Here is a 23,209-nt window from a genome sequence, read left to right as displayed (position 1 = left end):
TTCGTGTCGAATGCGGTGCCGCTCAGGCGCCGACCGCTTGCCGATCGGGCGGCGTCCCAGATACTTCGTTCTCCTAAGTAAGCACAGCGTATGGGCGGGCCAATCACTCGCGGCCGCGCGGCATATCGATATGCGATCAACGTATTTCCCTTCGAACGACGGCTATGACACCATCGAGCCGTCTTCTTATTTTTCCTATAAAGAAAGCGAGAATTTATGCAACGCAGAACGCTTCTCAAGCTCCTCTCGTCCGTCGCCGCCACCGCGGTATTCGCGATTAGCCCTACCGCGCATGCGGATCAAGTCGTCAAGGTCGGCACGATCGCCGGCCCCGACGAGCAGACTTGGGCCGTCGTGCAGAAAGTCGCGAAGCGCGAAGGGCTCGACGTCAAGATTGTCACCTTCAACGACTACGTGCAGCCGAACGCTGCGCTCGATGCCGGCGATCTCGATGCCAATAGCTTCCAGCATCAACCCTATCTCGACAGCCAAGTCAAACAGCGCGGCTATAAGATCGTGACCGCGGGTCTCACCTATATTTCGCCGATCGGCATTTATTCGAAGAAGTTGAAATCGGTGAAGGACTTGCAGCCCGGCGCGAAAATCGCGATTCCGAACGATCCTTCGAACGAGAACCGGGCATTGCTGCTGTTGCAGGCGCAGGGCCTCGTGAAGCTCAAGGCCGGCGCCGGGACGAACGGCAACAACGCGACGACGCTCGACGTGGCCGACAATCCGAAGAAGTTCAAGCTGCTCGAACTCGATGCGGCGCAGCTGCCGCGCTCGCTTGGCGATGTCGATGCGGCTGTCGTCAACACGAACTATGCGTTGGCCGCAGGCCTGTCCCCGACCAAGGATGCGATCGCACGCGAAGACGTCCATAGCCCCTACGCGAACCTGATCGCCGTGCGCACGCAAGACAAGGACAAGCCGTGGGTGAAGAAGCTCGTCGCGGCCTACCATTCGCCGGAAGTGCGCCAGTTCATCGACACGCAGTTCAAGGGGGCGATGGTACCCTCGTTCTAATCGAGGGCGGCATGCGCCGCGACGGCCGCGTCAGAGCTTGCGTTCCCACGTGTGCGCGATCAGATTGCGGCCGAAGCGGCGCTCGGGTTCCGTCGAGATGCAACTGAAGCCCGCGCGTTCGAATACGCGATGGCCGTTGCCCGGTGCGCTGCACGTCGTCAAAGTCAACGTGTAATATCCGGCCCGCTGCGCGAAGCCAATGCCTTGCGTGAGCAGTAGCGTGCCGATCCCGAGGCCGCGCGATTCGGGCTCGACGTACAACAAGCGCATCCGCGCGGCACGCTCCGAGAGCGGGGCGACGAACGCCGCGCCGACGATCGTTTCCTGCTGCTCGGCGATCCAGCACATCGCGCGTTCGCGGTCGTGCAACCGCGAAAACTCCGCCATTTCTTGCGCGGCGTACACTTCGAAACCCATATCCGCGCCATATTCGGCGGCGAAGAGCAGCGCCTGGCGATGCACGAGCCAGCCGTAATCGCCGCTCCTCGGCGCTCGCAACGATATGGCCGCACGCGGCGGGAGCCGGTCGAGCAGCCGTTCGATGATGCGCATCGACGCGATCAACTGCTCTTGTCCCGTAGCCGAGAGTGCCTTCAACACCCCGCACACTTCATCGACCGCGGCGGCCTCGAGCGGCGTATAGGCCGCGCGCCCAGCGGGCGTCAACTCGAGCAGCGACTGGCGTGCGTCGGCCTCCGATTGGCGGCGCGTGATGAGTTGCCGACGCTCGAAGCTGGTCAGCAAACGGCTCAGGTAGCCGCTGTCGAGCCCGAGCGCACGCGCCAGCTCCGTGGCGGTGGAAACGGTACCGAGCGTCAATTCGCGGAGGACCCGCACTTCCGTCAAGGAAAACGGACTTTTCTGTAAAAACTCGTGCAACACACCGATGTGCTGCGTATAGAAGCGATTGAAACGCCGCACCGCTTCGGCGCGGTGCTGCAAGGCGGTCTCGTTCAATGCAGGCGTCACCGTATCGTCTAAATTAATCAGAACTATATGGGATCGTCGTCAACAAACAAGTTTTGCTCGACATCTTGGGTGGTATCAAACCGGTATCTATCGCCGCGAGCTTGAACGGACGACCATTCGTCAGGCCCGTCCGGAGCGGTGGATTGGTATGCGCTGCGGGTAAATCCCGATGCCGCCCATTGGGCTCGGTCCGACGCCGCATTGCGCTGCGAGCCTTGTCCAGCAAGCCTTCGCCGCATCTTTCGGCGCACTCGTAGGACCGTTTGACTGGTACTATTCTGGTTATATAATGGGCTCCGATTTCATCGCCCTTCACGAGCACGGCCGCTGCGGGCACATCGCCCACCACGACAGCGCGCGCCCACTCGCGCATTCGAGCATTTTTGAGATAGCAACCCAATGCTGAACGGAAATATCCTCACGCCGGACGGTTGGATTCGCGGCACGCTGCATTCCGAGAACGGACGGATCACCGCGCTCGAGGGCGTGGCTGTCGATCCGTCGACGAACGGCGAGCCCTACATCCTGCCCGGTTTCATCGATCTGCACGTGCATGGCGGCGGCGGCGCCGACGTCATGGAGGCGGGCGCCGCCATCGAAACCATTGCGCGTACGCATGCGCGCCACGGCACGACGAGCTTGTTGGCCACCACCATGACGGCGCCGCGCGACGAGTTGCTCGCCGTGGTAACCGGCCTCGGCGATGTCGCGCGTACGCGCACGCCGGGCGGGGCGCGCGTGCTCGGCGTTCATTTGGAGGGGCCGTATATCAACCCCGGCAAGCTCGGTGCGCAGCCCGACGCGGCCGTCTCGGCCGTGCTCGACGAGGTGCTCAAGTATCTCGCCGTGGCGCCGATTCGCGTGGTGACGCTCGCGCCCGAGATCGCGGGACACATGGAAATCATCTCCGAGATGGTCGCGCGCGGCGTGCGTGTGCAGCTCGGCCATTCGCTCGCCACGTACGACGACGCGGTGGCGGCGCTCAAGCATGGCGCGTGCGGCTTCACGCACTTGTTCAACGCGATGTCGCCGATGCATCACCGCAATCCCGGTCTCGTCGGCGCGGCGCTCGCCCATGCCGAATTCGCCGAGATCATTCCCGATCTGCTGCATGTGCACCCCGGTGCGATCCGTGCGGCGCTGCGAGCGATCCCGCGTCTGTACGTCGTCACCGACAGCACCTCGGCGACAGGCATGCCCGACGGCGAATACCGCCTCGGCAGTCAGCACGTGACGAAGTGTCTGGGCGGTGTGCGCTTGGCCGACGGCACCCTCGCCGGCAGCACGCTGACGATGGACGATGCGTTGCGCAATCTGGTGTCGATCGGGCTGCCGCTCGCCGATGTCTCGAACCGCATGTCGCGCTATGCGGCCGATTACCTCGGTATCGAGGATCGAGGTCGTCTGGCACGCGGCGCATGGGCCGACGCAGTGGTGTTCGAACGCGATCTCTCGCTGGCCGCGACGTACGTCGAAGGGGAACAGATTGTCGAATATGCTTAAAGAGGCGCTCGCCGCGAGCACCGTCGTTGCCGCGCAGTGCGCCGACAGTACGCGCGTCGAGCAATTGGCGGCGCAACTGGCCGCGGCGCCGCGGCACGTCGCGCTAACGATCGCGCGCGGCAGCTCCGATCATGCCGCGAGCTACTTCGCGAGCTTGGCGATGAGCCGTATCGGCTTGCCCGTCGCCTCGCTGCCGATGTCGATCGCGACCCTGCAAGCTGCGCCGCTGCGCGTCGCCGGCGAATTGGCAATCGCGTTCTCGCAATCGGGCCGCAGTCCCGATCTCGTGGAAACGATGAAGGTGCTGCGAGACGCCGGGGCGTTGACGGTCAGTGCGGTCAATGCGCCCGAATCGCCGCTCGCCGACGCCTGCGAATGGCAGCTGCCGTTGATGGCCGGGCCCGAACGCTCGGTCGCCGCGACGAAGAGCTACATCGCCATGTTGTCGATGTCGGCCCAACTCGTGGCGTACTGGCAGGGCGACCCGCTGCTGCTCGAGGCGCTGCGTGCATTGCCCGATACGCTGCGCGAGGCGGCCGCGCTCGATTGGTCGCGCGCGGTCGATACGTTGCGCGACATCGAGCGCATGATCGTGATCGGCCGCGGCCTGGGCCTGGCCATCGCGCAGGAGGCGGCGCTCAAGCTCAAGGAAACGTCGGGCATTCAGGCCGAAGCATTTTCGAGCGCCGAGGTGCGCCACGGCCCGATGGAGCTGATCGATCGCGACTATCCGCTGCTCGTGTTCGCCCCGCGCGGCCCCGAACAAGCCGGCTTGATCCGGCTCGCGGCCGACATGCATGCGCGCGGCGCGCGCGTGCTGCTGGCCGCGCCGCCGGATATCGCCGATACGGCCGGCTTCGATGCGAGGTTGCCGCTCGCGGCGAGCCGCCATGTATCGCTCGACTCGATCGCGGCAATCCAAACCTTCTACGTCATGGCCGCCGAACTCGCGGCCGCTCGCGGTCGCGATCCCGACGCGCCGCGCCATTTGAACAAGATCACCGAAACCCACTAAGCGAGAGATGCGGATGGAACGTGCTGAGGAGTCCCGATTAATGAATCAATCCCCGGACAAAGTGATCCTGCTCTCACCGTTGACGGGGCCCGTCGTGCTGCTGGCCGACGTGCCCGACCCCGTCTTCGCGGGCGGGATGTTCGGCGACGGCATCGCCATCGATCCGCTGGATGGCCTTCTCGTCGCACCTTGCGACGCGGTGGTCACGCATCTCGCGCGCACCGGCCATGCCGTCACGCTGCAAACGAAAGAGGGCGCGGAAATTCTGCTGCATATCGGCATCGACACGGTCGAATTGGGCGGTGCCGGATTCACGGCGAAGGTGGCCCAAGGCGATCGCGTGCGTGCCGGCGATCCCCTTATCGAATTCGATCAGGATGCAGTCGGCATGAAAGCGCCGAGTCTCGTGTCGGTCATCGCCATCGCGAACTCCGAGGCCTTCGATGTGGTGGAGCGTGCGTCGGGGCGGGTGACGGCCGGCGTGAGCCCGCTGTTGTCGCTGCGCGCGAAGGGAGCCGCGGCGGAGGCAGCAAGCGCGCCCCCGGCCGAAGTGAAGGTTCAGGCGAGCCGCACGATCGTGCTCGCGCAGGCGGGCGGTCTGCATGCGCGTCCCGCTGCGCGCGCACGAGAAGCGGTGCGCGGGCTCCAGGCGCGTGTGGAAGTCCATCATGACGGCCGCCAAGCGAACGTCGAGAGCGTCGTCGGATTGCTCGGGCTAGGCGCGGGCGAGGGGGCGACGATCGAGTTGATCGGTACGGGCCGCGATGCGGAGCAGGCGGTCGATGCGGTGGCGCGCGAGCTGCTGCGCGAAGTGCATGGGGAACTGGAAGAGACGCCGGCGCGCGTGAAGTCGCCCGCGCCGAGGCCTGCCGTGCGCCCCGCGGGCATCCCGCTCGATCCGAACACGCTCGCCGGCGTATGCGCGGCGCCCGGTATCGCGGTGGGCAAGCTCGTGCGTTGGGATGACGCCGAGTTCGCGCCGCCCGAACGTGCGAGCGGGACGCCGGCCGCGGAAAGCCGCTTGCTCGACCGGGCCTTGGCCGCGGTCGATGAGCAATTGAATACGACGGTGCGCGACGCATCGCAGCGCGGTGCCGTCGGCGAAGCGGGCATCTTTGCCGTGCATCGGGTGCTGTTGGAGGATCCCACACTCGTCGATGCCGCCCGCGATCTCATCAGCCTCGGCAAGAGCGCGGGATTCGCCTGGCGCGAGGCCATTCGCGCGCAGATCGCCGTGCTGATGCAAGTGGAAGACATGCTGCTGGCCGAGCGCGCCGCCGATTTGCGCGATATCGAAAAGCGCGTGCTGCGCGCGCTCGGTTACGCGAATCCGTCCGCACGCACGTTGCCCGAAGAGGCCGTGCTGGCGGCGAACGAGTTCACGCCTTCGGATCTGTCCTCGCTCGACCGCGCACGCGTGACCGCGCTCGTGATGGCGGCGGGCGGGGCGACGTCCCACGCCGCGATCATCGCGCGCCAGATCGGCATTCCGGCGCTGGTCGCCGTCGGCGATGCGCTGCATGCGATTCCGGATGGCACGCAAGTGGTTGTCGATGCGAGCAGCGGCCGGCTGGAATACGCGCCGACCGAACTCGACGTCGAGCGCGCGCGCCTCGAACGCGAGCGGTTGGCCGGCGTGCGCGAAGCGAACCGCCGCACCTCGCAAGAAGCCGCGGCGACGCGCGATGGCCGCGCGATTGAAGTCGCCGCAAACATCGCGACCGTCGACGATGCGCGCACCGCGATCGAGAATGGCGCCGATAGCGTGGGTCTGCTGCGCACGGAGCTGCTGTTTATCCATCGCGAATCGGCGCCCAACGTTGCCGAGCATCGCCAAAGCTATCAGGCGATCGTCGATGCGCTCGGTGGCCGAACGGCGATCATTCGCACGCTCGATGTCGGCGCGGACAAGGAAGTGCCCTATTTGACGTTGCCGCCGGAGACGAATCCCGCGCTTGGCTTACGCGGCATCCGGCTCGCGCAAGTGCGCCCCGATCTGCTCGACGACCAACTGCGCGGGCTCATCGAAGTGCAGCCGCACGGCAGCGTTCGCATCCTGCTGCCGATGGTGACCGATGCGAACGAGTTGCTGCGGGTGCGCAAGCGCATCGACGATCTCGCGCAGAGCTTGGGCCGCACGGATCCCGTGGAAGTGGGCGTGATGATCGAAGTGCCGTCGGCGGCGCTGCTGGCCGACCAACTGGCGCGCCATGCGGATTTTCTGTCGATCGGCACCAACGATTTGACGCAGTACACGCTGGCGATGGACCGCTGCCAAGCGGATCTGGCCGCGCAAGCCGACGGCTTGCATCCGGCTGTGCTGCGCCTGATCGAGCAGACGACGCGCGGCGCCGCCAAGCACGGCAAGTGGGTGGGCGTGTGCGGTGCGCTCGCGGGCGATCCGGTAGCCGTGCCGCTACTCGTGGGGCTCGGCGTGACCGAACTCTCCGTGGATCCCGTGGCCGTGCCCGGCATCAAGGCGCGCGTACGCCACCTCGATTATCAACTGTGCCGACAGCGTGCGAGCGATTTGCTCGCGTTCGATTCGGCGCAGGCGGTAAGAGCGGCAAGCCGCGAAATTTGGCCGTTGGATTAGACCGGGAAATCCTAACTATTAGGATTCCTAACTAATTATCGGTCGAATTCGCGCCTAGACGATAGACTAAATGAATCAACGACGAGACAGACCAACTGGAGGATTCAATCGATGGATGCGAACCCATTCCTAAAGGTACAGCGCCTAGGACGGGCGCTGATGCTACCGATCGCGGTATTGCCGGTCGCGGGTATTTTGCTGCGGCTCGGGCAGGCCGATGTCCTGAACATCAAGCTGATCGCCGACGCGGGCGGCACGATTTTCGACAATTTGCCGCTGCTCTTCGCGATCGGCGTCGCGGTGGGTTTCGCAAAAGAAAATAACGGCGTGGCGGCACTGGCCGGGGCGATCGGCTACCTGGTCGAGATCGCCGTGATGAAGGACATCAACGACAAGCTCAACATGGGGGTGCTCTCGGGCATCATCGCGGGCGTGGTCGCGGGGCTGCTATACAACCGCTATAAGGACATCAAGCTACCCGACTACCTGGCCTTTTTCGGCGGCAAGCGGTTCGTGCCGATCGTCACGGGGCTCGCGTGCGTGGTGCTCGGGGTTGTCTTCGGCTACATCTGGCAACCCGTGCAATCGGCGATCGACGCGACGGGCCACTGGCTGACGACGGCGGGCGCGATCGGTGTGTTCGTCTACGGCACGCTGAACCGGTTGCTGCTTGTCACGGGCCTGCACCACATCATTAACTCGCTGGCCTGGTTCGTTTTCGGCACGTTTACGCCCCCGGGCGGCGGCGCGGCCGTGACGGGCGACCTGCACCGCTTCTTCGCGGGCGATCCCACCGCGGGCGGCTTCATGACGGGTTTCTTCCCGATCATGATGTTCGGTCTGCCGGCTGCGTGTCTCGCCATGTTTCATGAAGCGCCGAAGGAGCGCCGTGCGCTGGTGGGCGGCCTGCTGCTCTCGATGGCGCTGACGTCGTTCCTGACGGGCGTGACCGAGCCGGTCGAGTACACGTTCATGTTCCTCGCCCCGGTGCTCTACGTGATCCACGCCGTGCTGACGGGGCTCTCGCTCGCGATTTGCCAAGCGCTCGGCATCCACTTGGGCTTCACGTTTTCGGCCGGTGCGATCGACTACGTGCTCAACTACGGCCTGTCGACGAAGGGTTGGCTCGCGATTCCGATCGGCCTTGCTTATGGCGTCGTCTACTACGGCCTGTTCCGCTTTTTCATTCGCAAGTTCAACATGGCCACGCCGGGCCGCGAACCTGCGACGAGCGAGGCGCAAGTCGAATCGTATGCGGCGGGCGGTTATGTCGCGCCGGTGGCCGGTGGCGCCGGATCGTCGCGCGCGGATCGCTACATTGCCGCACTCGGTGGCGCGCAGAACCTGACGCTCGTCGATGCTTGCACGACGCGGCTGCGTTTGTCCGTGGTCGATGCCGAGAAGATTTCGGAGCCTGCGTTGAAAGCGGCTGGCGCGCGCGGTGTGCTCAAGCGCGACGCTCGCAACGTGCAAGTCGTGATCGGGCCTGAGGCCGACATGATCGCCGATGAAATGCGCGCGGTGATCTCGGGCGGTGGTGGTGCGGGTGCGGCGCAAGCGGCGCCTGCGGCTTCGGCGAAAGCGGCGGATGGACAAACGGGGCCGCTCGATCCCGATCCGATGCGCTGGCTCGCCGTGTTCGGCGGGGCGACGAACGTCGTTTCGCTGGATCCGGTGGCGGCGACCCGGCTGCGTGTCGTCGTGCGCGATCCCTCGGCTGTCGATCGGCAGCGGTTGGCCGTGCTCGACGTGGCTTGGGTGTCGGCCGATACGTTCCACATCGTCTGCGGACCGGCTGCGCAACGCTATGCGCAGCAGCTCGGCACGCGCTTGCCCGCCACGGGCGGCCCCTCGCCGCAACCGGTTTGAGGAGGGGGCACGCCTTGTGAACGACGGGGCTTAGAGAGGGGAAAACAACGGCGCCGCGGCGCCGTTGTTCCTTTGGGTCAACGCTCCGCCTTAACCCGCCCCGCCTCCATTCGCGATTCGAGCCACATCGCATTGATGATGCCGAAGCCCAGCGCCACGCCGATGCCGAGTATCCAACTGAAGTACCACATGATCTGCGCTCCTCAATAATGTCGTGCACGGTTGCTTCGTTCGAACGGGTCCGGCTCAATACATCGAATGACGGTTCTGCTCCAATGCGGTTTGTGTGACCTTGCCGCGCATCACGCGATACACCCACGCTGTATAAGCGAGCACGATCGGTAAGAAGACGACGACCGCCACGAGCATGATTTGCAACGTGAGCCGGCTCGAGGTCGAATCCCACAGCGTCAGGCTGCTCTTCGCGTCGAACGAGGACGGCATGATGAACGGGAACATGGAGAAGCCGACCGTGAGGATGATCCCGGCGATCATCGCGCCCGTGGCAATGAAAGCTGTCTTCTCGAAACGCGATTGTGCGACGGCGAAGGCGACGAGGCCGCCCAGGAAGCCGAGTGCCGGCGCAATCGCCATCCACGGAAAACGTTCGTAGTTGGCGAGCCACAGTCCTTTGCCCGAGGCGACCGTTTTGAGCAGCGGATCGGCTACGCCGTCGAGCGGCGGCGCGCTTTCTATCCGATAGCCCACGATAGCGGTGGCGATGAGCGCGCCCGCAAGCGCGAACGCGAGCAATGCCGCGGCACTCGAGGCGCGCAGCGCAAGCGCGGCACGTGCCGAGATCGCGCCGTCGGTCTTCATCTTCACGAACGCCGCGCCATGCGCGGTTAACATCGCCACGCTCACGAGGCCGGTCAGCAGTGCGAACGGATTGAGCAGCGCGAAGAACGAGCCGTGGTAGCTCGCACGCATATCGGTGTCGAACGAGAACGGCGCGCCTTGCAGCAGGTTGCCGAACGCGACGCCGAATACCAATGCCGGCACGAGGCTGCCTGCGAACAACGCCCAGTCCCAGGCACAGCGCCAGCGCGGATCGGCTCGCTTGCTGCGGTAGTCGAAGCCGACTGGACGGAAGAACAAGGCGAACAGCACGAGCAGCATCGCGAAGTAGAACCCCGAGAACGCGGCGGCGTAAACGAGTGGCCAGCTCGCGAACATCGCGCCGCCGGCGGTGATGAGCCAGACTTGGTTGCCTTCCCAAGTCGCGCCGACGGTGTTCACGACGATCCGTCGTTCGTCGTCCGTTTTGCCGACGAAAGGCAGGAGAATCGCGGTGCCCATGTCGAAGCCGTCGGTCAACGCGAAGCCGATCAGCAGCGTGCCGATAAGCGCCCACCAAATCACCTTGAGCGTTGCATAGTCCATGATGGTCCTTCGATAGTTAGACGATAGGCCTGCGTGTCGTAGGCGCTCATGCGGCCGTGTCGCTCGTCAGCTTCGCCGAGCGCGGCGCCTCGGGTTCGTAGCGCCCCGTGTGCAGGGAAGCCGGCCCGAGCCGCGCATACTTGAACATCAACGTGATCTCGATCACGAACAGCGCCGTGTAAAAGAGCGCGAAACCCGCCAGGCTCAAATAGACGTCGGTAGCGGACAGGCTCGATACCGAGAGATTCGTCGGCAAGATGCCTGCAATCGTCCAGGGTTGCCGTCCCACTTCGGCAACGACCCAGCCGAATTCGGCAGCTAGCCACGGCAATGGAATCGCCCAGAGCGCCCAGCGCAGAAACCAGCGGCGACGTTCATCGAGCACCGCGCGACGGGCGCAGAGCCAGAATGCGTAGACGAACGTCGCGAGGAACAAGATGCCGAGGCCCACCATCAATCGGAACGAGAAGAAGATCGGTGCGACGGATGGAATCGTGCTTTGCGCGGCTTGGTGAATCTGCGCAGGCGTGGCGTCGGTCACGCGTGGCGTTAGCGGTTTGAGGAGCAGCCCATACCCGAGGTCGGCCTTGTAGGTATCGAAGGCCGAGCGAGCGGCGGCGGACGCGTCGCCTTGCTTGAGTTTCTGAAGCGCGGCGTAGGCGAGGATGCCGTTCTTGACGCGCGTTTCGTTGGCGGCCGCGAGCTCCTTCAAGCCGAGCACGGGCTCATCGATCGAACGCGTGGCGATGAGGCCGAGCGCGTAGGGCACGCGAAGGGCGAAATCGGTGCGTTGTTCGGATTGGTTAGGAATACCGAATATCGTAAAGGACGCGGGCGGTGTGGCCGTTTCCCACTCCGCTTCGATCGCGGCCAGTTTGACCTTCTGGACTTCGCCGGTGTTATAGCCGGACTCGTCGCCCAGCACGATGACGCACAGCGTCGAGGCGAGCCCGAAGCCGGCGGCGATCGTGAACGAGCGCAGCGCGAACTCGACGTTGCGGCGCTTGAGCAGATACCAAGACGAGATGCCGAGCACGAACATCGAAGCGGTCACGTAGCCGGCCGACACCGTATGAACGAACTTCACCTGCGCAACGGGGTTGAACAACACCGCGAACAGGCTCGTGAGTTCCATGCGCATCGTCTCGTAGTTGAATGCGGCGCCGACCGGATTGTTCATCCAGCCGTTCGCCACGAGAATCCACAGCGCCGACAAATTGGAGCCGAGCGCCACGAGGAAGGTGACGACGAGATGTTCCACTTTGGAGAGCCGGTTCCAGCCGAAAAAGAACAGGCCGACGAACGTCGATTCGAGGAAGAACGCCATGAGCCCTTCGACGGCGAGCGGCACACCGAAGATGTCGCCCACATAGTGCGAGTAATAGGCCCAGTTGGTGCCGAATTGAAATTCGAGCGTGATGCCCGTGGTCACGCCCATGGCGAAATTGATGCCGAATAGCTTGCCCCAGAATTGGGTCATATCTTTGTAGACGGGCTTGTCTGTCATCACGTAGACGGCTTCCATGATGACGAGCAACCACGACAGCCCGAGCGTGAGCGGGACGAACAGAAAGTGATACAGGGCCGTGACGCCGAATTGCAGGCGAGACAGATCGACGAGTTCGCTACTGAGCATGGCCGACTCCTTGTGGCACGCGAGAGGCGGGAGAGGAAAGCAGTGCCCGCGCGACTTGCGCTGGGGGCATGGACATATCGGCGGCACGCGGATGATCGAAAAAAGCGAGCTTGAGTGCGATCAGCAGCACGACCTTAAGGCAGAGCACGAGCGCGATGTCCCTCGCGAAGGTGGGGCCTTGCACCCATCGCACTAGCGACGTCGTTACCGAGCAGCGGCTAGCGTTGTGCCCGCTGCCCTCGGTATCGACGATGTTTGCTGCTTTGTGCGTGGCCCGCATGGTCTCGTATCCCTTAGCGCCGTGGTCCCGTGGTTCCGTGGTTCTTTAGCCGGCACGCGCTCCGGCGCGCATCGTCGACGACGAGCGGCGCGGCGTGCTGCCGGCTTGATGAAAATCATGGTAAAGCGGGCTCGCCGGGGCGAAGTTGACCTGCGACAATGGCGCGGCGCTTTTGCGCACGCGCGCCATGGGGTCAATGCCGGGGCAATGCGAAGGACGGCGAGCCTAACGCTAACGGGTTCGCGGCACGGGCCGAAAATCGTCCGTCATCTGCAAGCCGCAAAAAAAATCCCGCCGGGCTGAGCGCGGCGGGAGGGTGCGAGGGCGGTTAGCTCACCGCCCATGCTTGGCGCGCAGCAGGCACGCCGACGCTGCAATCGGCTTAGGCGTACTCGGCCAGTGCCGTGCGCATTTTCTTCATGGCGCTGGCTTCGATCTGACGAATCCGTTCGGCCGATACGCCGAACTCGTCGGCCAGTTCATGCAGCGTCGAGCCGCCCGAACCGTCGTCGGAGACGTTCAGCCAGCGCGCTTCGATGATGCGACGGCTACGAGCATCGAGCGAATCGAGCGCTTGCGCGATGCCGTCCGTTTGCAACCGGTCGTTCTGACGCGCGGCGATCACGGCCGTCGGTTCGCTATGCGAATCGGCCAGATAGGCGATAGGGGCGAACGACTCTTCGCCGTCTTCCACCTGCCCTTCCAGCGCGATGTCGCCGCCCGACAGACGGGTTTCCATCTCCGAGACTTCCTCGCGCTTGACGTTCAACTCCTTCGCCAAGCCGTCGATTTCGTCGGGCGTGAAGGCATGCAGGCCTTGCTTGTGGCTGCGCAGATTGAAGAACAGCTTGCGCTGCGCCTTCGTGGTCGCGACCTTCACCATGCGCCAGTTACGCAGGATGTACTCGTGGATTTCCGCCTTGATCCAGTGAATCGCATACGACACCAGGCGCACGTTTTGCTCGGGATCGAAGCGCTTCACGGCCTTCATCAGACCAATGTTGCCTTCTTGAATCAGATCGGCATGCGGCAGACCGTAACCCAGATAGTTGCGCGCGATCGACACCACGAGGCGCAGATGCGACAGCACGAGCCGGCGCGCACCTTCGAGGCTGCCCCGCAGGCGGTAATCGGTGGCGAGTTCTCGCTCTTCCTCGGCGCTCAGCATCGGAATGCGGTTGACGGCCTGAATGTAGGCGTCGATGTTGCCGAGCTGCCCAGGCAGCATCGACGGCGCGAGCGCAAGAGCACCTGCTTGAGCGGCGTTCGCGGACGCCGGGCGCAGCGTGTTCGAGAGGGCCATAGCGTTGCTCACGTATGAAACTCCTTGTGAAACAAAAGACTGCTCAGTCACGAAGACAAACTCCACGGGGGATATTAGCACTCCCTTTCCCGGAGTGCTAAGCATTCGAGCCCGCCGTCGAGCGGAAGTTCCCTACAAACTATCGAAACTTCGAATCGATAGTCTATTTTACGCGCTTTGCTTGGCGGCCGTGGCGGCGGTGGCGGCGGTGGGGGCGTCACAAGGCGCCTTCGCAGCGCGTCTCTCGACAATATGCGCAATGCTAAAACAATGTTTTGCGCGAAACGGCCGCTTGGAAGAAGATTCTCAAAGCGTAAGATCATTCGACCCTGAAGCCCGACTCCCGGCAGATCGATAGTCAACCCGTTCGTTGGAGCATCGAGATGAACAAGAAGAATGATTTGATCCGGCTAGGCGCGAGCGCGCGCCGATGCCTCATTACCGCGATGCTGCTGTGCGGCGCCGCGGCGGCCCAGGCCAGCGAGGCGGCCGGCCCGTCGCTAGACCAGCGGTACGGCGTGCAACTGGCGGCGGGCGTGGCGCAGCACAAGGTGAAGGAAGCCGACGTGGGCTTCGTCTGGGACCCGGGACTGAACTTTTGGGAGATCGGCGGCTGGCATTTTTCGGTGACGGGCGAGGCGCATCTGAGCTATTGGCATACGAACGAAGGGGCCTTCCACAACGACGTCTACGCGTTGGGCGTCCAGCCCATGCTGCGCTTCATCAAAGACAGCGGCGCCATTCGCCCGTACATCGAGGCCGGTGCCGGTATCCGCGCGCTCTCGCATCCGACGATCACCGATACTTACACCTTGTCGACGGCGTTCCAATTCACGGAAGTGGTCGGTGTCGGCGCACAGTTTGGCACGCGTCAGCAGTACCAAGCGGGCTGCCGCTTTCAACACATCTCCAACGCCGGTATCAAAGAGCCGAATCCTGGTATAAATTTCACCCAGCTATACGTGCAGTACAACTTCTGACGCCGGCCCATTCGTGCCGGCCGCATGGGAGCGAAGCGATGGCGGCAAAGGTGATCGAGGCGATTCGGGCGCTCGAGCGCGATCGGTTTCGCGCGATGGTGGACGGCGACGTTCCGTTGCTCAATCAGTTGCTCTCGGACAGCGTGAGCTTCGTGCATAGCAACGGCAAGCGCGAGACGAAGCGGCAGTTCATCGATGCAATTTCCGCCGGGCACCGCCGCTATCGTCAAATCGAAGTGCAGTCTCAAGACGTCGTGACCGTGGGCCGCGACGCCTGCGTCGTGACGGGGCGGGCGCTACTCGAAATGGAGGCGAACAACGGGGCGTTGCTGTTCCCGATCGCCTATACGGCCATTCAAGCGCAAGAAGAGGGGCATTGGCGCCTGGTTGCTTGGCAGGCGACGCGCTGCGCGCTCGAGTAGAGCCGCGCCGCGCGCCGCGGGCACGCGCTCGCTTGTGGCGAGGCGTGGCCGCTTGCGTACGAGAGCCGTACGCCCAAGCCGTTCGGGCTGGTCGAGCCCGTTAAGTCCTTAAGCCCTTAAGCCCTTCAAGCCATTAAGCCGCGGCGGGTTCGTCCTCGCGTTCTCGATTCCATCGAAGCCGGTTCAGGGCACTCACGAGCGCATCGGCCGCCGCCGTGGCCGGATTCAGGTGAACCCCGACGCCGTAGCGCATTGCGTCGGCGCCCATCGCCGCCCGGTCTTCGACGCGGCACGCCACGAAGGCCGCCGTCCGTCCATCGTTCGTGCGCACCGTCTCGTAGTCGCCAATCTGGATGGTCGCGCCCGCGGCGTTCGACATCGCAGCGGCGATCGCTCGAACCCAGGCGTCCTCGCTCTCGTAGGCAGCCGCGGCGTCGATGCGGATCGCCTCGCGCCGGCACCATCGGACGACGGCATCGACGCGTTCGGCCGGCCCGCGCACGTCGAAGTATTCGCTCGAAAAGAGGGCGCAAACCGCGTCGCCCGTGACCTCCGCCCCCGAGTCGTCGGCCATGCGCTGCACGACGTGACTGAACTCGATCTGCACGCGCCGCGGCGGCGCGAAGCCGAGCCCGCGCTCGAGCAGAAACGTAGCACCGCCTTTGCCCGATTGACTGTTCACCCGAATCACGGCCTCGTAGCCGCGCCCGACGTCGGCCGGATCGATCGGCAAATAAGGCACCTCCCAAAGACCGTCGCTTGGCTGTTGCGCGAGACCCTTGCGAATCGCATCCTGGTGCGACCCCGAAAACGCCGTAAACACGAGTTCGCCCGCGTACGGATGACGCGGATGGACGGCGATCGCATTGCAGCGCTCGACGACGCGCCGCACGGCGTCGATATCCGAGAAATCGAGTTGCGGATCGATGCCTTGCGTATAGAGATTGAGTGCGAGCGTGACGAGATCGACATTGCCGGTGCGTTCGCCGTTGCCGAACAAACAGCCTTCGATCCGATCGGCGCCGGCCAGGAGCGCAAGCTCGGCCGCGGCCACCGCGGTGCCGCGGTCGTTGTGCGGATGAACCGAGAGCACGATGCTGTCGCGATAGGCCAGATTGCGGTCCATCCATTCGATTTGATCGGCGAAGACGTTCGGCGTGGCGGCTTCGACCGTCGCAGGCAGATTGACGATCATCTTGCTGGCCGGCGTGGGGCGCCAGATGCCGCTCACCGCATCGCAGACTTCGCGGGCGAAGGCGAGTTCGGTCATGCTGAACGTCTCGGGGGAGTACTCGTAGATCCAGTGCGTGTCGGGCCGACGCTCGGCCTCTTCCTTGATCCGGCGCGCACCTTCCACGGCCAGCGCTTTGACGTCTTCTTTCGATGCGTTGAAGACGATGCGGCGGAACGATGGGGCGATCGCGTTGTACTGGTGGACGATCGCGCGCGGTACGCCTTCGAGCGCCTCGAACGTGCGCGCGATCAGATCGGCGCGCGATTGGACGAGCACCTCGATCGTCACGTCCTCGGGAATGCGCGCCTCTTCGATGAGCTTGCGCACGAAGTCGAAATCGGTTTGCGAGGCTGACGGGAAGCCGACTTCGATCTCCTTGAAGCCGATCGACACGAGCATGTCGAAGAATTCGAGCTTTTGCGCGATGCTCATCGGTTCGATCAGCGCTTGGTTGCCGTCGCGCAGATCGGTGCTCATCCAAATGGGCGCGCGCTCGATCGTTCGATTGGGCCATTTGCGCCCGGCCAACTGGACGGGAGGGAAGGGGCGGTACTTTGCGGCGGGGTGGCGAAGCATGACGGACCTCGGTTCGTCGGGTCGTCTGCGAAACGCGGCTGATCGAGCGGCTAGCCGGTCATGCCGAGACGCGATGCGGCCACGTCGGCGGTTTCGCGATTCATCCGAGCGGTACTCGGCCGAATGCTGACGACTACGGGTTGTAAAAGGAACTGCGGCTTTGGGGTGAAACGGAAACGGCTTGGGGTGCTGCGGGAGGACCGCGCGGACAATGCGCGGCGCTACGCCTGGCTTACGCTAGTCGTAGCGATAGGGGCCGCGCTAGGCGGCCGGAGGTAATTCGGAGGGGGTTCAGGTTCGAACACATAGTGACGCACTCTATGACAGAGGGCGGCGCGCTGTCAACTCTCTGCCTTAGGCAATGGCGACGGAGTTTGTTTTAGGGGACGATTGCTTCGGGACGATTGCGACTTCCTCGACGGCGGGACGGGCGTTTCAACGGGAATTGGGGTTCGTCCTGTACCATACGCGTCGCACTTGAGAGGGTGCCTTCACTAAAGATTCTTTCAAAAAGATAAATGAGCCGTTTCGAACCTAGTCTGCTCGACAAATTATTCGGGGATGGCGCGCATCAGCCGGCGCCGGCAGTGGTGCGGCAATTGTCGCTGGACGAACTCAAAGGCTCGGTTGCGCGCCATATCGAGTCGCTTCTAAACGCCCGGATTACCTATACCGACGAACGCCTCGCGGGGTTCGACGAATGCCAGCGGTCGGTGCTCACGTACGGGCTCAACGATTTCGCTGGGCTCAGTCTCGCCAGTCACGACGACCGCGAGACCATCTGCAAGTCGATTCGCAGCGCGATCGAACGCCACGAACGCAGGCTCCAGCAGGTCGAGGTCAAACTGGACGTGAATGCGCAGTCTACGAGTGTGCTGTGCTTTGCCATCAAGGCCATGCTGGTCGTGCATCCGGCTTCGGAGCCGGTCAATTTCGATGCCATGCTGCAACCGTCCACGCTGCAATATTCGGTCGCGCGCGCACGCCCCAAACGGACTTAGAAAAACACGACGTATTCGTCGGCACCGGCGACGGCATAACAAGATTCCGAGAGAAAGATGGACGAATTGCTGCCCTACTACGAGCGCGAACTATCGTTTTTGCGCCGTTATTCCGAGGACTTCTCACAACGTTACCCCAAGATTGCGGGGCAGCTTTTGCCGAGGGGCGAGCAAAGCGACGATCCGTACATCGAGCAGACGATCCAGGCGATCGCGCTACTGGAAGCGAGAATCGGCAAGAAGGCCAAGGACGACTTCCTGCATAGCGTCGAGGCGTTATTCGAGAACTTGCATCCGCACTATTTGCGGCCGTTCCCGGCATGCTCGATCGCGCAGTTCTCCTTCGATTTCGCCGCCGGTGAGCAACAGGCCTATACGGTTGCGCGGGGCACGGAAGTGGTTAGCCGATCGATCGATGGCGTTCAATGCCGCCTCAAAACCGCATACGACGTCACGCTCGCGCCCTTGACGATCAGCGAGGCGCGCTATCTGCCGGCAGCGGCCGCCCCTGTCGTTTTGCCGATCAACGCGGCCGGGATCGTATCCATTACGTTCGAATCGACGGCACCGCAGTTCAATTTGCGCTCGCTCGATTTGCGCACCATTCGCCTGCATTTGAACGGCGAATCGTCGTTTATCGCCGCGCTGGCCGACGGTCTCTTCATTCATGCGCTGGCAGGCTACGTCGAGGCCGAGGGCGATGACCGTTGGCAGCCGCTGCGGACCGTGCCGATCAAACAAGCCGGCTTCGGCGAGCACGATACGCTGATCGACTATCCTTTGCGGTCTCATCCGGCCTACCAGCCGCTGGCCGAATATTTCGGATTCCAAGAGAAATTCGACTTCGCCGATATCGACCTCGGCGCGATGCTCGATACGGTGGGTTCATGCCGACGGGTGACGCTCCATGCAGTCCTGAAAGAAGGCCACGGCAACCCGCATGCGGGACGATTGCTGGAGTCCCTATCGACGGCGCATTTCAGGCTTTTTTCGACGCCCGTCGTCAACCTATTCCCCCGGCGCGGCGAACCGATTCGCGTGACACACCATGCTGTCGCGTATCCGGTCGTGGCGGACGCGGGGCACGCTAGCGCCTACGACATTTACTCGATCGATTCGGTGCAGCTCGTACGCCAAACGAAAGAGCGAGACGAGATCATCGAATTGCGTCCGTTTTATACGCAGCGTTACGGCGACGAGAAGCGGGCCGGACATTATTGGTTTGCCCGCCGAGACGAAGCGGTCGCGGCAATGAGCCCCGGCTACGAAACGGAGATTTCCGTGGTGGACGCCGATTTCGATCCGACGGCCGCGCGGACCGATACGTTGAGCATGAAACTCACGTGTACGAATCGGGACCTGCCATCGCGATTGGCCGTTGGCCTTGAAGGAGGCGATCTCTTCCTGCAGGACGGCATCGCAAGCGATCCGGCACCGCGTATCGCGATGCTGCGCCGGCCGACGCAGACGCAGCGCTTCACGCGCGCCGACCACCTGCACCTGCGGCTCGCCTCGCACGTGGCGCTCGATCAGCTCTCGCTGACGGATATCCGTGCTGCCGCGCTCAAAGCGGTGTTGGCGTTATACGACTTGCGGCGCTCGACGGTGTCGTCTCGCCACATCGACGGGATCGTCGGCGTCGAGTCGCACGAAGCCGTGGTGGAGTTGGCCGGCAAACCGTATGCGACGCAGATAAAGGGCATCGACATGCGCCTGACCATCGACGAGCGGCATTTTGTTGGAGCGAGCATCGCGGCGTTCGTGGGGGCGATCAATGCATTTCTCGGATATTGCGTCGAGATCAACAGCTTCGTTCGGTTAATCGTCGTGTCGAAGCATACGGGCGAAGAGATCGTGCGCTGCGAGCCGCGCAGTAGCGATTTCATTCTCGCGTAATCAAGGGGCTGCCGATGAGTACGGACTACGACGACTTCGACGACGAACTGCTGCGGCACTACTACGAAAAGGAACTCGAGATCCTGCGCCGCGATATGCGAGGCTTCGCTAGGCGGAACCCCGAGGCGGCCGCGCGCCTATCGATCAACAGCGACGGACGCTCCGACGATCCGGGCATCGAACGTCTTGTGCAATCGACTGCGCTGATGAACGCCCGGCACAGCATGAAGATCGACGACGACTATCCCGAGTTGTCCGAGTCGCTGATCTGCCGAACCTATCCGCAATACCTTCGCCCGTTTCCGTCGTGCGCAATTGCGCAATTCGACACGGCAGGGATGTTCGACGGCTTGGCGGAATCCGTGCGCGTCGCGCGTGGCACGCAACTGCTGACCAAGAGCGGACAGTACAGCTTCCGCACGGCGTATGACGTCGTGCTGGCGCCGTTGCGGATCGCGCGTGCGCAGTACGCGCTTACCCCGGCGGTCCCGTCGCGCGTGAAGCTGCCGCCCGAGATGAGCGGGATGCTGTCCGTGACCTTTGCTTCGGTCAAGGCCGGCAGCAGCCTCGGTGTGGCGACACCGTCTACGCTGCGTATCTACGTGGACGGCCAGGCTCAGATGGTTGCGGCGCTCATCGATACCTTGCAACTGCGCACGACCTACGCCTATGTCGAGGACAGCACAGGCCGCTGGACACGGCTTGCGGAACATCCGGTCAAGAGAGTGGGTTTTGGACCGCAGGATTGGCTTTTCACGGATGCGAACGAGCCCGGTCAACCGTTCGGGATGCTTGGGGAATATTTTGCGTTTCCTCAACGCTTTCATTTTGTCGATATCGACTTCGCCGGATTGCGCCTGGCGGCGCCGGGCAGTCAACTCACACTCCATCTGGCGGTGGAGCGAGTGCCTTCAAGTTCGCGGGTGGCGCAGCAATTGGTCCACGTGCAGGCGGACCATTTCAAGCTCTTTTGCACGCCGGTCGTCAACTTGTTTGCAAAGCAGGGCGTGGCGCTCAAATTCGATGCGGGGATCGGCGCATGGCCGATACAGGCGCAGGGGCGGGACGATTCGCTCACGGAAATCTGGAAGGTGGATCAGGTTCGCACCTCGCAGGGCGTCGCTTTGAGTTCATCGTCCGAACTGCTGACCGCCCTCATCAGTCAAGCGCGCCCGAGATGGACCTTGTTGCAACGGGCGCGCCCTGCATCGCCGGATACCGTTCGACCGGCTACGCTTGCGTTCGAGAATGCCGACGGCGCGATACGAGCCGGCGACGACATCGGCCCGCTGTGGGCCGATGTGACTTGCTCGAACGGCGATCTGCCTCGCTCGTTGCGCATAGGTGCGGCCGAAGGCGACATGCGGTTGGAGGGCAAGACGCCCGGTGAGGGCAAGATCTCGCTGTTGAGCGTTCCGACTGCCGTCACGCGAGCGCCTCGTACAAATGGCGCACTGTGGAGGCTCATCGGCCAGCAGACCACGCACGCCTTCCGGCTGACGCAGGAGGGCCTGCCCGCCCTGAAGCAGAGTTTCCAGCAGTTTGCCGTGCTCTCGTCGGCGCCATCGCGGCACGTCGACGGGATCACGGGACTGAGCCATAAGTCGGTCATGACGCTCATGATGCGCCGGCCCCAGCCAGCCATGGTGCGCGGAATCGAAATCACATTGACGATCGACGAAGCACTGTTCGCTGCGAACAGCGTCGCGGTGTTCGCTGGCGTCATGGAGCGCTACTTCGCTCCGTATGCGCCGGCCAACAGCTTCGTGCAGCTTATGGTTAAGTCCACGAGTGGGGCGCTCCTGTGGCGCGGCGAGCCGATAACGGGAGGGCAACCGCTTCTTTGAACTCAATGCAGGGAGTAGCGCTGAGTAATGATTACTGGATTGCTGTGTATGCGCTTTGCATTCGGAAATATTTTCTCGCCTTTGATAAAGATGGTTATTCGCACCGAACTCGTGTTCTTTCGCCACAAGGTTCTGTGTAGAATCGCCAAACTCCAAATATTGGCGTAACTGTCGGGCTTGCCAATGAATGCCAACTTGTCTGTCCAAGATCTGCGCAAAATCGCTGCGGGGATGCAGAACAAGCGTCTATTGACGCTCTCGTTCCCCCGGGGCGACGCCCCTTACGACATCCTATTGATCAATCGTCTGGAAGGCGAAGAGTCACTATCGCGCGATTTCCAATTCGTTGTCGAGATACTGTCCGATAACGCCAACCTCGATCCGAACGATTTCGTCGGCAAGCAGATTTGCGTGCGATTGCTGCGTGACGACGGCAGCTTCCGGTATTTCAACGGCTATGTCTTTGCGTTCCGGCTGGTTAAAACGGACGGAGGGATCGCGTTCTACGAGGCCGACATGGGCCCGTGGATGCGATACCTGAGGCTGCGCAAAAACAATCGCTTGTTCCTGGATCTGGCGCTACGCGGCCAGACGGCGACGATCTTGGAAGACTACGGCACGCTGCCTGTGTGGGAGTGGCGGGTCTACGAGAAAGACGTGCCGATGACGATGGCATGCCAGTTCGACGAGCACGATCACAATTACGTTCATCGGCGCTGGGAGCACCAGGGCTTGTGCTACTGGTACGAGCACACGGAGACGGAGCACAAGCTGATCGTGTCCGATCCGGTGCGCACCGAGCCGGCGATCGACGGCAGCAGTCCCGAGATGCCTTATCAGGACAAGGCAGGCTCTCGGGAAGCGGACGGCATCGCGCAGTGGTCGCCGATTCAACAAGCGACGTTCACGCATATCGCGCAGGCGCGCGCCAACTTCAAAGAGTCGACGCTGAACGCACGGACCGGCGGCTTGGCCGATGCGCGAACCGACGCATCGAAAGACGCCAATGCGCAAAAGTTCGAATGGTACGAGTACGTTGGGGCACACGGGCATCGCAACACGGACGACGGCCAGGAGCAAGTGTGGCGACGTATCGATGCCGTCGAGGCAATCGCCCAGCAATGGGAAGCGAGCGGAAACAGCCGCTATGTGATGCCGGGGCGCTGGTTTAAGTTGCGTGACCACTTCGGTCGCTCGATCGGCGGTAAGCGCCACGACGACGAATACCTGATCGTATTCGCGCACCACACGGCGACGAACAATTACTTGCAAGGCGTGGGCGTACCGGCGACCTACCGCAATCGCTTCACCTGTGTAAAAAAACGCACGCGGTGGCGGCCGATGCCGGGATACAACAGCGTGCAAACCCGCATTCTGGCGCCGCAGACGGCGACCGTGGTCGGGCCGAGCGGCGAAAGCCTCTACACGGACGAGTACGGTCGTGTTCTGCTTCAGTTTCATTGGGACCGAGAAGGCAAGTACACAACCTGGGTGCGCGTATCGAGCGGCTGGGCGGGCGGCAGTCAAGGCATGAGCGCCCTACCGCGAATCGGATCCGAGGTGATCGTAAGTTGGGTCGACGGCAATCCTGACCATCCTCTCGTCATCGGCCGCGTGATGAATTCGTCGAATCTGCCGGCGTGGCGGCTGCCGCACCAGCGGGCGCTGACGGG

The 23,209-nt window shown here is 63.1% G+C and carries 18 protein-coding genes; 11 read left to right on the top strand and 7 right to left on the bottom strand.

The genetic code is table 11. The annotated features are described in order from the left end of the window. The first annotated feature begins 216 nt into the window (after nucleotides 1-216). On the top strand, nucleotides 217-1,026 hold the full coding sequence (locus tag ACTHN9_RS27905; protein ID WP_440540070.1) for a MetQ/NlpA family ABC transporter substrate-binding protein: 810 nt from the start codon (nucleotides 217-219) through the stop codon (nucleotides 1,024-1,026). 30 nt (nucleotides 1,027-1,056) lie between these two features. Here ACTHN9_RS27905 and ACTHN9_RS27900 read toward each other — a convergent pair whose 3' ends face one another. Continuing rightward, entirely contained in the window at nucleotides 1,057-1,983 is a 927-nt protein-coding gene (locus ACTHN9_RS27900; protein ID WP_440540069.1) for a GNAT family N-acetyltransferase, read from the bottom strand. A 411-nt stretch (nucleotides 1,984-2,394) separates the two neighbouring features. On the opposite strand from ACTHN9_RS27900, the gene nagA reads away from it, so the two are divergent. The 4 genes from nagA (at nucleotide 2,395) to nagE (ending at nucleotide 8,978) form a co-directional block, all read left to right on the top strand. Continuing rightward, on the top strand, nucleotides 2,395-3,498 hold the full coding sequence (nagA, locus tag ACTHN9_RS27895; RefSeq protein ID WP_440540068.1) for an N-acetylglucosamine-6-phosphate deacetylase: 1,104 nt from the start codon (nucleotides 2,395-2,397) through the stop codon (nucleotides 3,496-3,498). Further along, nucleotides 3,482-4,513 (top strand): SIS domain-containing protein, encoded by a 1,032-nt coding sequence (locus tag ACTHN9_RS27890; RefSeq protein WP_440540067.1) that lies wholly within the window; start codon nucleotides 3,482-3,484, stop codon nucleotides 4,511-4,513. Before nagA ends, ACTHN9_RS27890 begins: the two co-directional genes overlap by 17 nt. A 13-nt stretch (nucleotides 4,514-4,526) precedes the next feature. Further along, the gene (gene ptsP, locus ACTHN9_RS27885; protein ID WP_440540066.1) at nucleotides 4,527-7,109 is read left to right on the top strand and encodes a phosphoenolpyruvate--protein phosphotransferase; all 2,583 of its coding nucleotides are present in this window, start codon (nucleotides 4,527-4,529) and stop codon (nucleotides 7,107-7,109) included. Between the two features lie 111 nt (nucleotides 7,110-7,220). Further along, on the top strand, nucleotides 7,221-8,978 hold the full coding sequence (gene nagE, locus ACTHN9_RS27880) for an N-acetylglucosamine-specific PTS transporter subunit IIBC (protein ID WP_440540065.1): 1,758 nt from the start codon (nucleotides 7,221-7,223) through the stop codon (nucleotides 8,976-8,978). Nucleotides 8,979-9,055: 77 nt separating this feature from the next. Here the strand turns inward: nagE and cydX are convergent, their stop codons facing one another. The 5 genes from cydX to rpoH form a co-directional block, all read right to left on the bottom strand. Beyond that, a complete protein-coding gene (gene cydX, locus ACTHN9_RS27875) occupies nucleotides 9,056-9,169 on the bottom strand; it encodes a cytochrome bd-I oxidase subunit CydX (RefSeq protein WP_440540064.1) in 114 nt (37 codons plus the stop codon). Nucleotides 9,170-9,224: 55 nt separating this feature from the next. Next, a complete protein-coding gene (gene cydB, locus ACTHN9_RS27870) occupies nucleotides 9,225-10,361 on the bottom strand; it encodes a cytochrome d ubiquinol oxidase subunit II (protein ID WP_440540063.1) in 1,137 nt (378 codons plus the stop codon). 46 nt (nucleotides 10,362-10,407) lie between these two features. Beyond that, nucleotides 10,408-11,997 (bottom strand): cytochrome ubiquinol oxidase subunit I, encoded by a 1,590-nt coding sequence (locus ACTHN9_RS27865; RefSeq protein ID WP_440540062.1) that lies wholly within the window; start codon nucleotides 11,995-11,997, stop codon nucleotides 10,408-10,410. After that, nucleotides 11,987-12,277, bottom strand: coding sequence for a cytochrome oxidase putative small subunit CydP (gene cydP, locus ACTHN9_RS27860; RefSeq protein ID WP_440540061.1), 291 nt, complete (start codon nucleotides 12,275-12,277; stop codon nucleotides 11,987-11,989). Before cydP ends, ACTHN9_RS27865 begins: the two co-directional genes overlap by 11 nt. A gap of 382 nt (nucleotides 12,278-12,659) precedes the next feature. Further along, nucleotides 12,660-13,592: an RNA polymerase sigma factor RpoH gene (gene rpoH / locus ACTHN9_RS27855; RefSeq protein WP_440540060.1), complete on the bottom strand. Its 933-nt coding sequence runs from the start codon at nucleotides 13,590-13,592 to the stop codon at nucleotides 12,660-12,662. Nucleotides 13,593-13,963: 371 nt separating this feature from the next. On the opposite strand from rpoH, the gene ACTHN9_RS27850 reads away from it, so the two are divergent. After that, nucleotides 13,964-14,560, top strand: coding sequence for an acyloxyacyl hydrolase (locus tag ACTHN9_RS27850; protein ID WP_440540059.1), 597 nt, complete (start codon nucleotides 13,964-13,966; stop codon nucleotides 14,558-14,560). 38 nt (nucleotides 14,561-14,598) lie between these two features. Then, nucleotides 14,599-14,982 carry a nuclear transport factor 2 family protein gene (locus ACTHN9_RS27845; RefSeq protein ID WP_440540058.1) on the top strand — a complete coding sequence of 128 codons (384 nt, stop codon included), beginning with the start codon at nucleotides 14,599-14,601 and terminating at the stop codon, nucleotides 14,980-14,982. A gap of 133 nt (nucleotides 14,983-15,115) precedes the next feature. Here ACTHN9_RS27845 and leuA read toward each other — a convergent pair whose 3' ends face one another. After that, nucleotides 15,116-16,792: a 2-isopropylmalate synthase gene (leuA, locus tag ACTHN9_RS27840; RefSeq protein WP_440540057.1), complete on the bottom strand. Its 1,677-nt coding sequence runs from the start codon at nucleotides 16,790-16,792 to the stop codon at nucleotides 15,116-15,118. Between the two features lie 518 nt (nucleotides 16,793-17,310). Between leuA and tssE the strand changes: the two genes are divergently transcribed. From tssE to ACTHN9_RS27820, 4 genes are all read left to right on the top strand, one after another. Then, a complete protein-coding gene (gene tssE, locus ACTHN9_RS27835) occupies nucleotides 17,311-17,793 on the top strand; it encodes a type VI secretion system baseplate subunit TssE (RefSeq protein ID WP_440540056.1) in 483 nt (160 codons plus the stop codon). 57 nt (nucleotides 17,794-17,850) lie between these two features. Continuing rightward, on the top strand, nucleotides 17,851-19,689 hold the full coding sequence (gene tssF / locus ACTHN9_RS27830; protein WP_440540055.1) for a type VI secretion system baseplate subunit TssF: 1,839 nt from the start codon (nucleotides 17,851-17,853) through the stop codon (nucleotides 19,687-19,689). A 14-nt stretch (nucleotides 19,690-19,703) separates the two neighbouring features. After that, nucleotides 19,704-21,536 carry a type VI secretion system baseplate subunit TssF gene (gene tssF, locus ACTHN9_RS27825; protein WP_440540054.1) on the top strand — a complete coding sequence of 611 codons (1,833 nt, stop codon included), beginning with the start codon at nucleotides 19,704-19,706 and terminating at the stop codon, nucleotides 21,534-21,536. 195 nt (nucleotides 21,537-21,731) lie between these two features. Continuing rightward, nucleotides 21,732-23,209 (top strand): type VI secretion system Vgr family protein (locus ACTHN9_RS27820; protein ID WP_440540053.1); only part of this gene is annotated, 1,478 nt, incomplete at its 3' end.

The sequence above is a fragment of the Trinickia sp. genome (assembly GCF_051953405.1).
GTDB lineage: Bacteria > Pseudomonadota > Gammaproteobacteria > Burkholderiales > Burkholderiaceae > Trinickia.
This window is presented reverse-complemented; position numbering and strand designations above follow the sequence as displayed.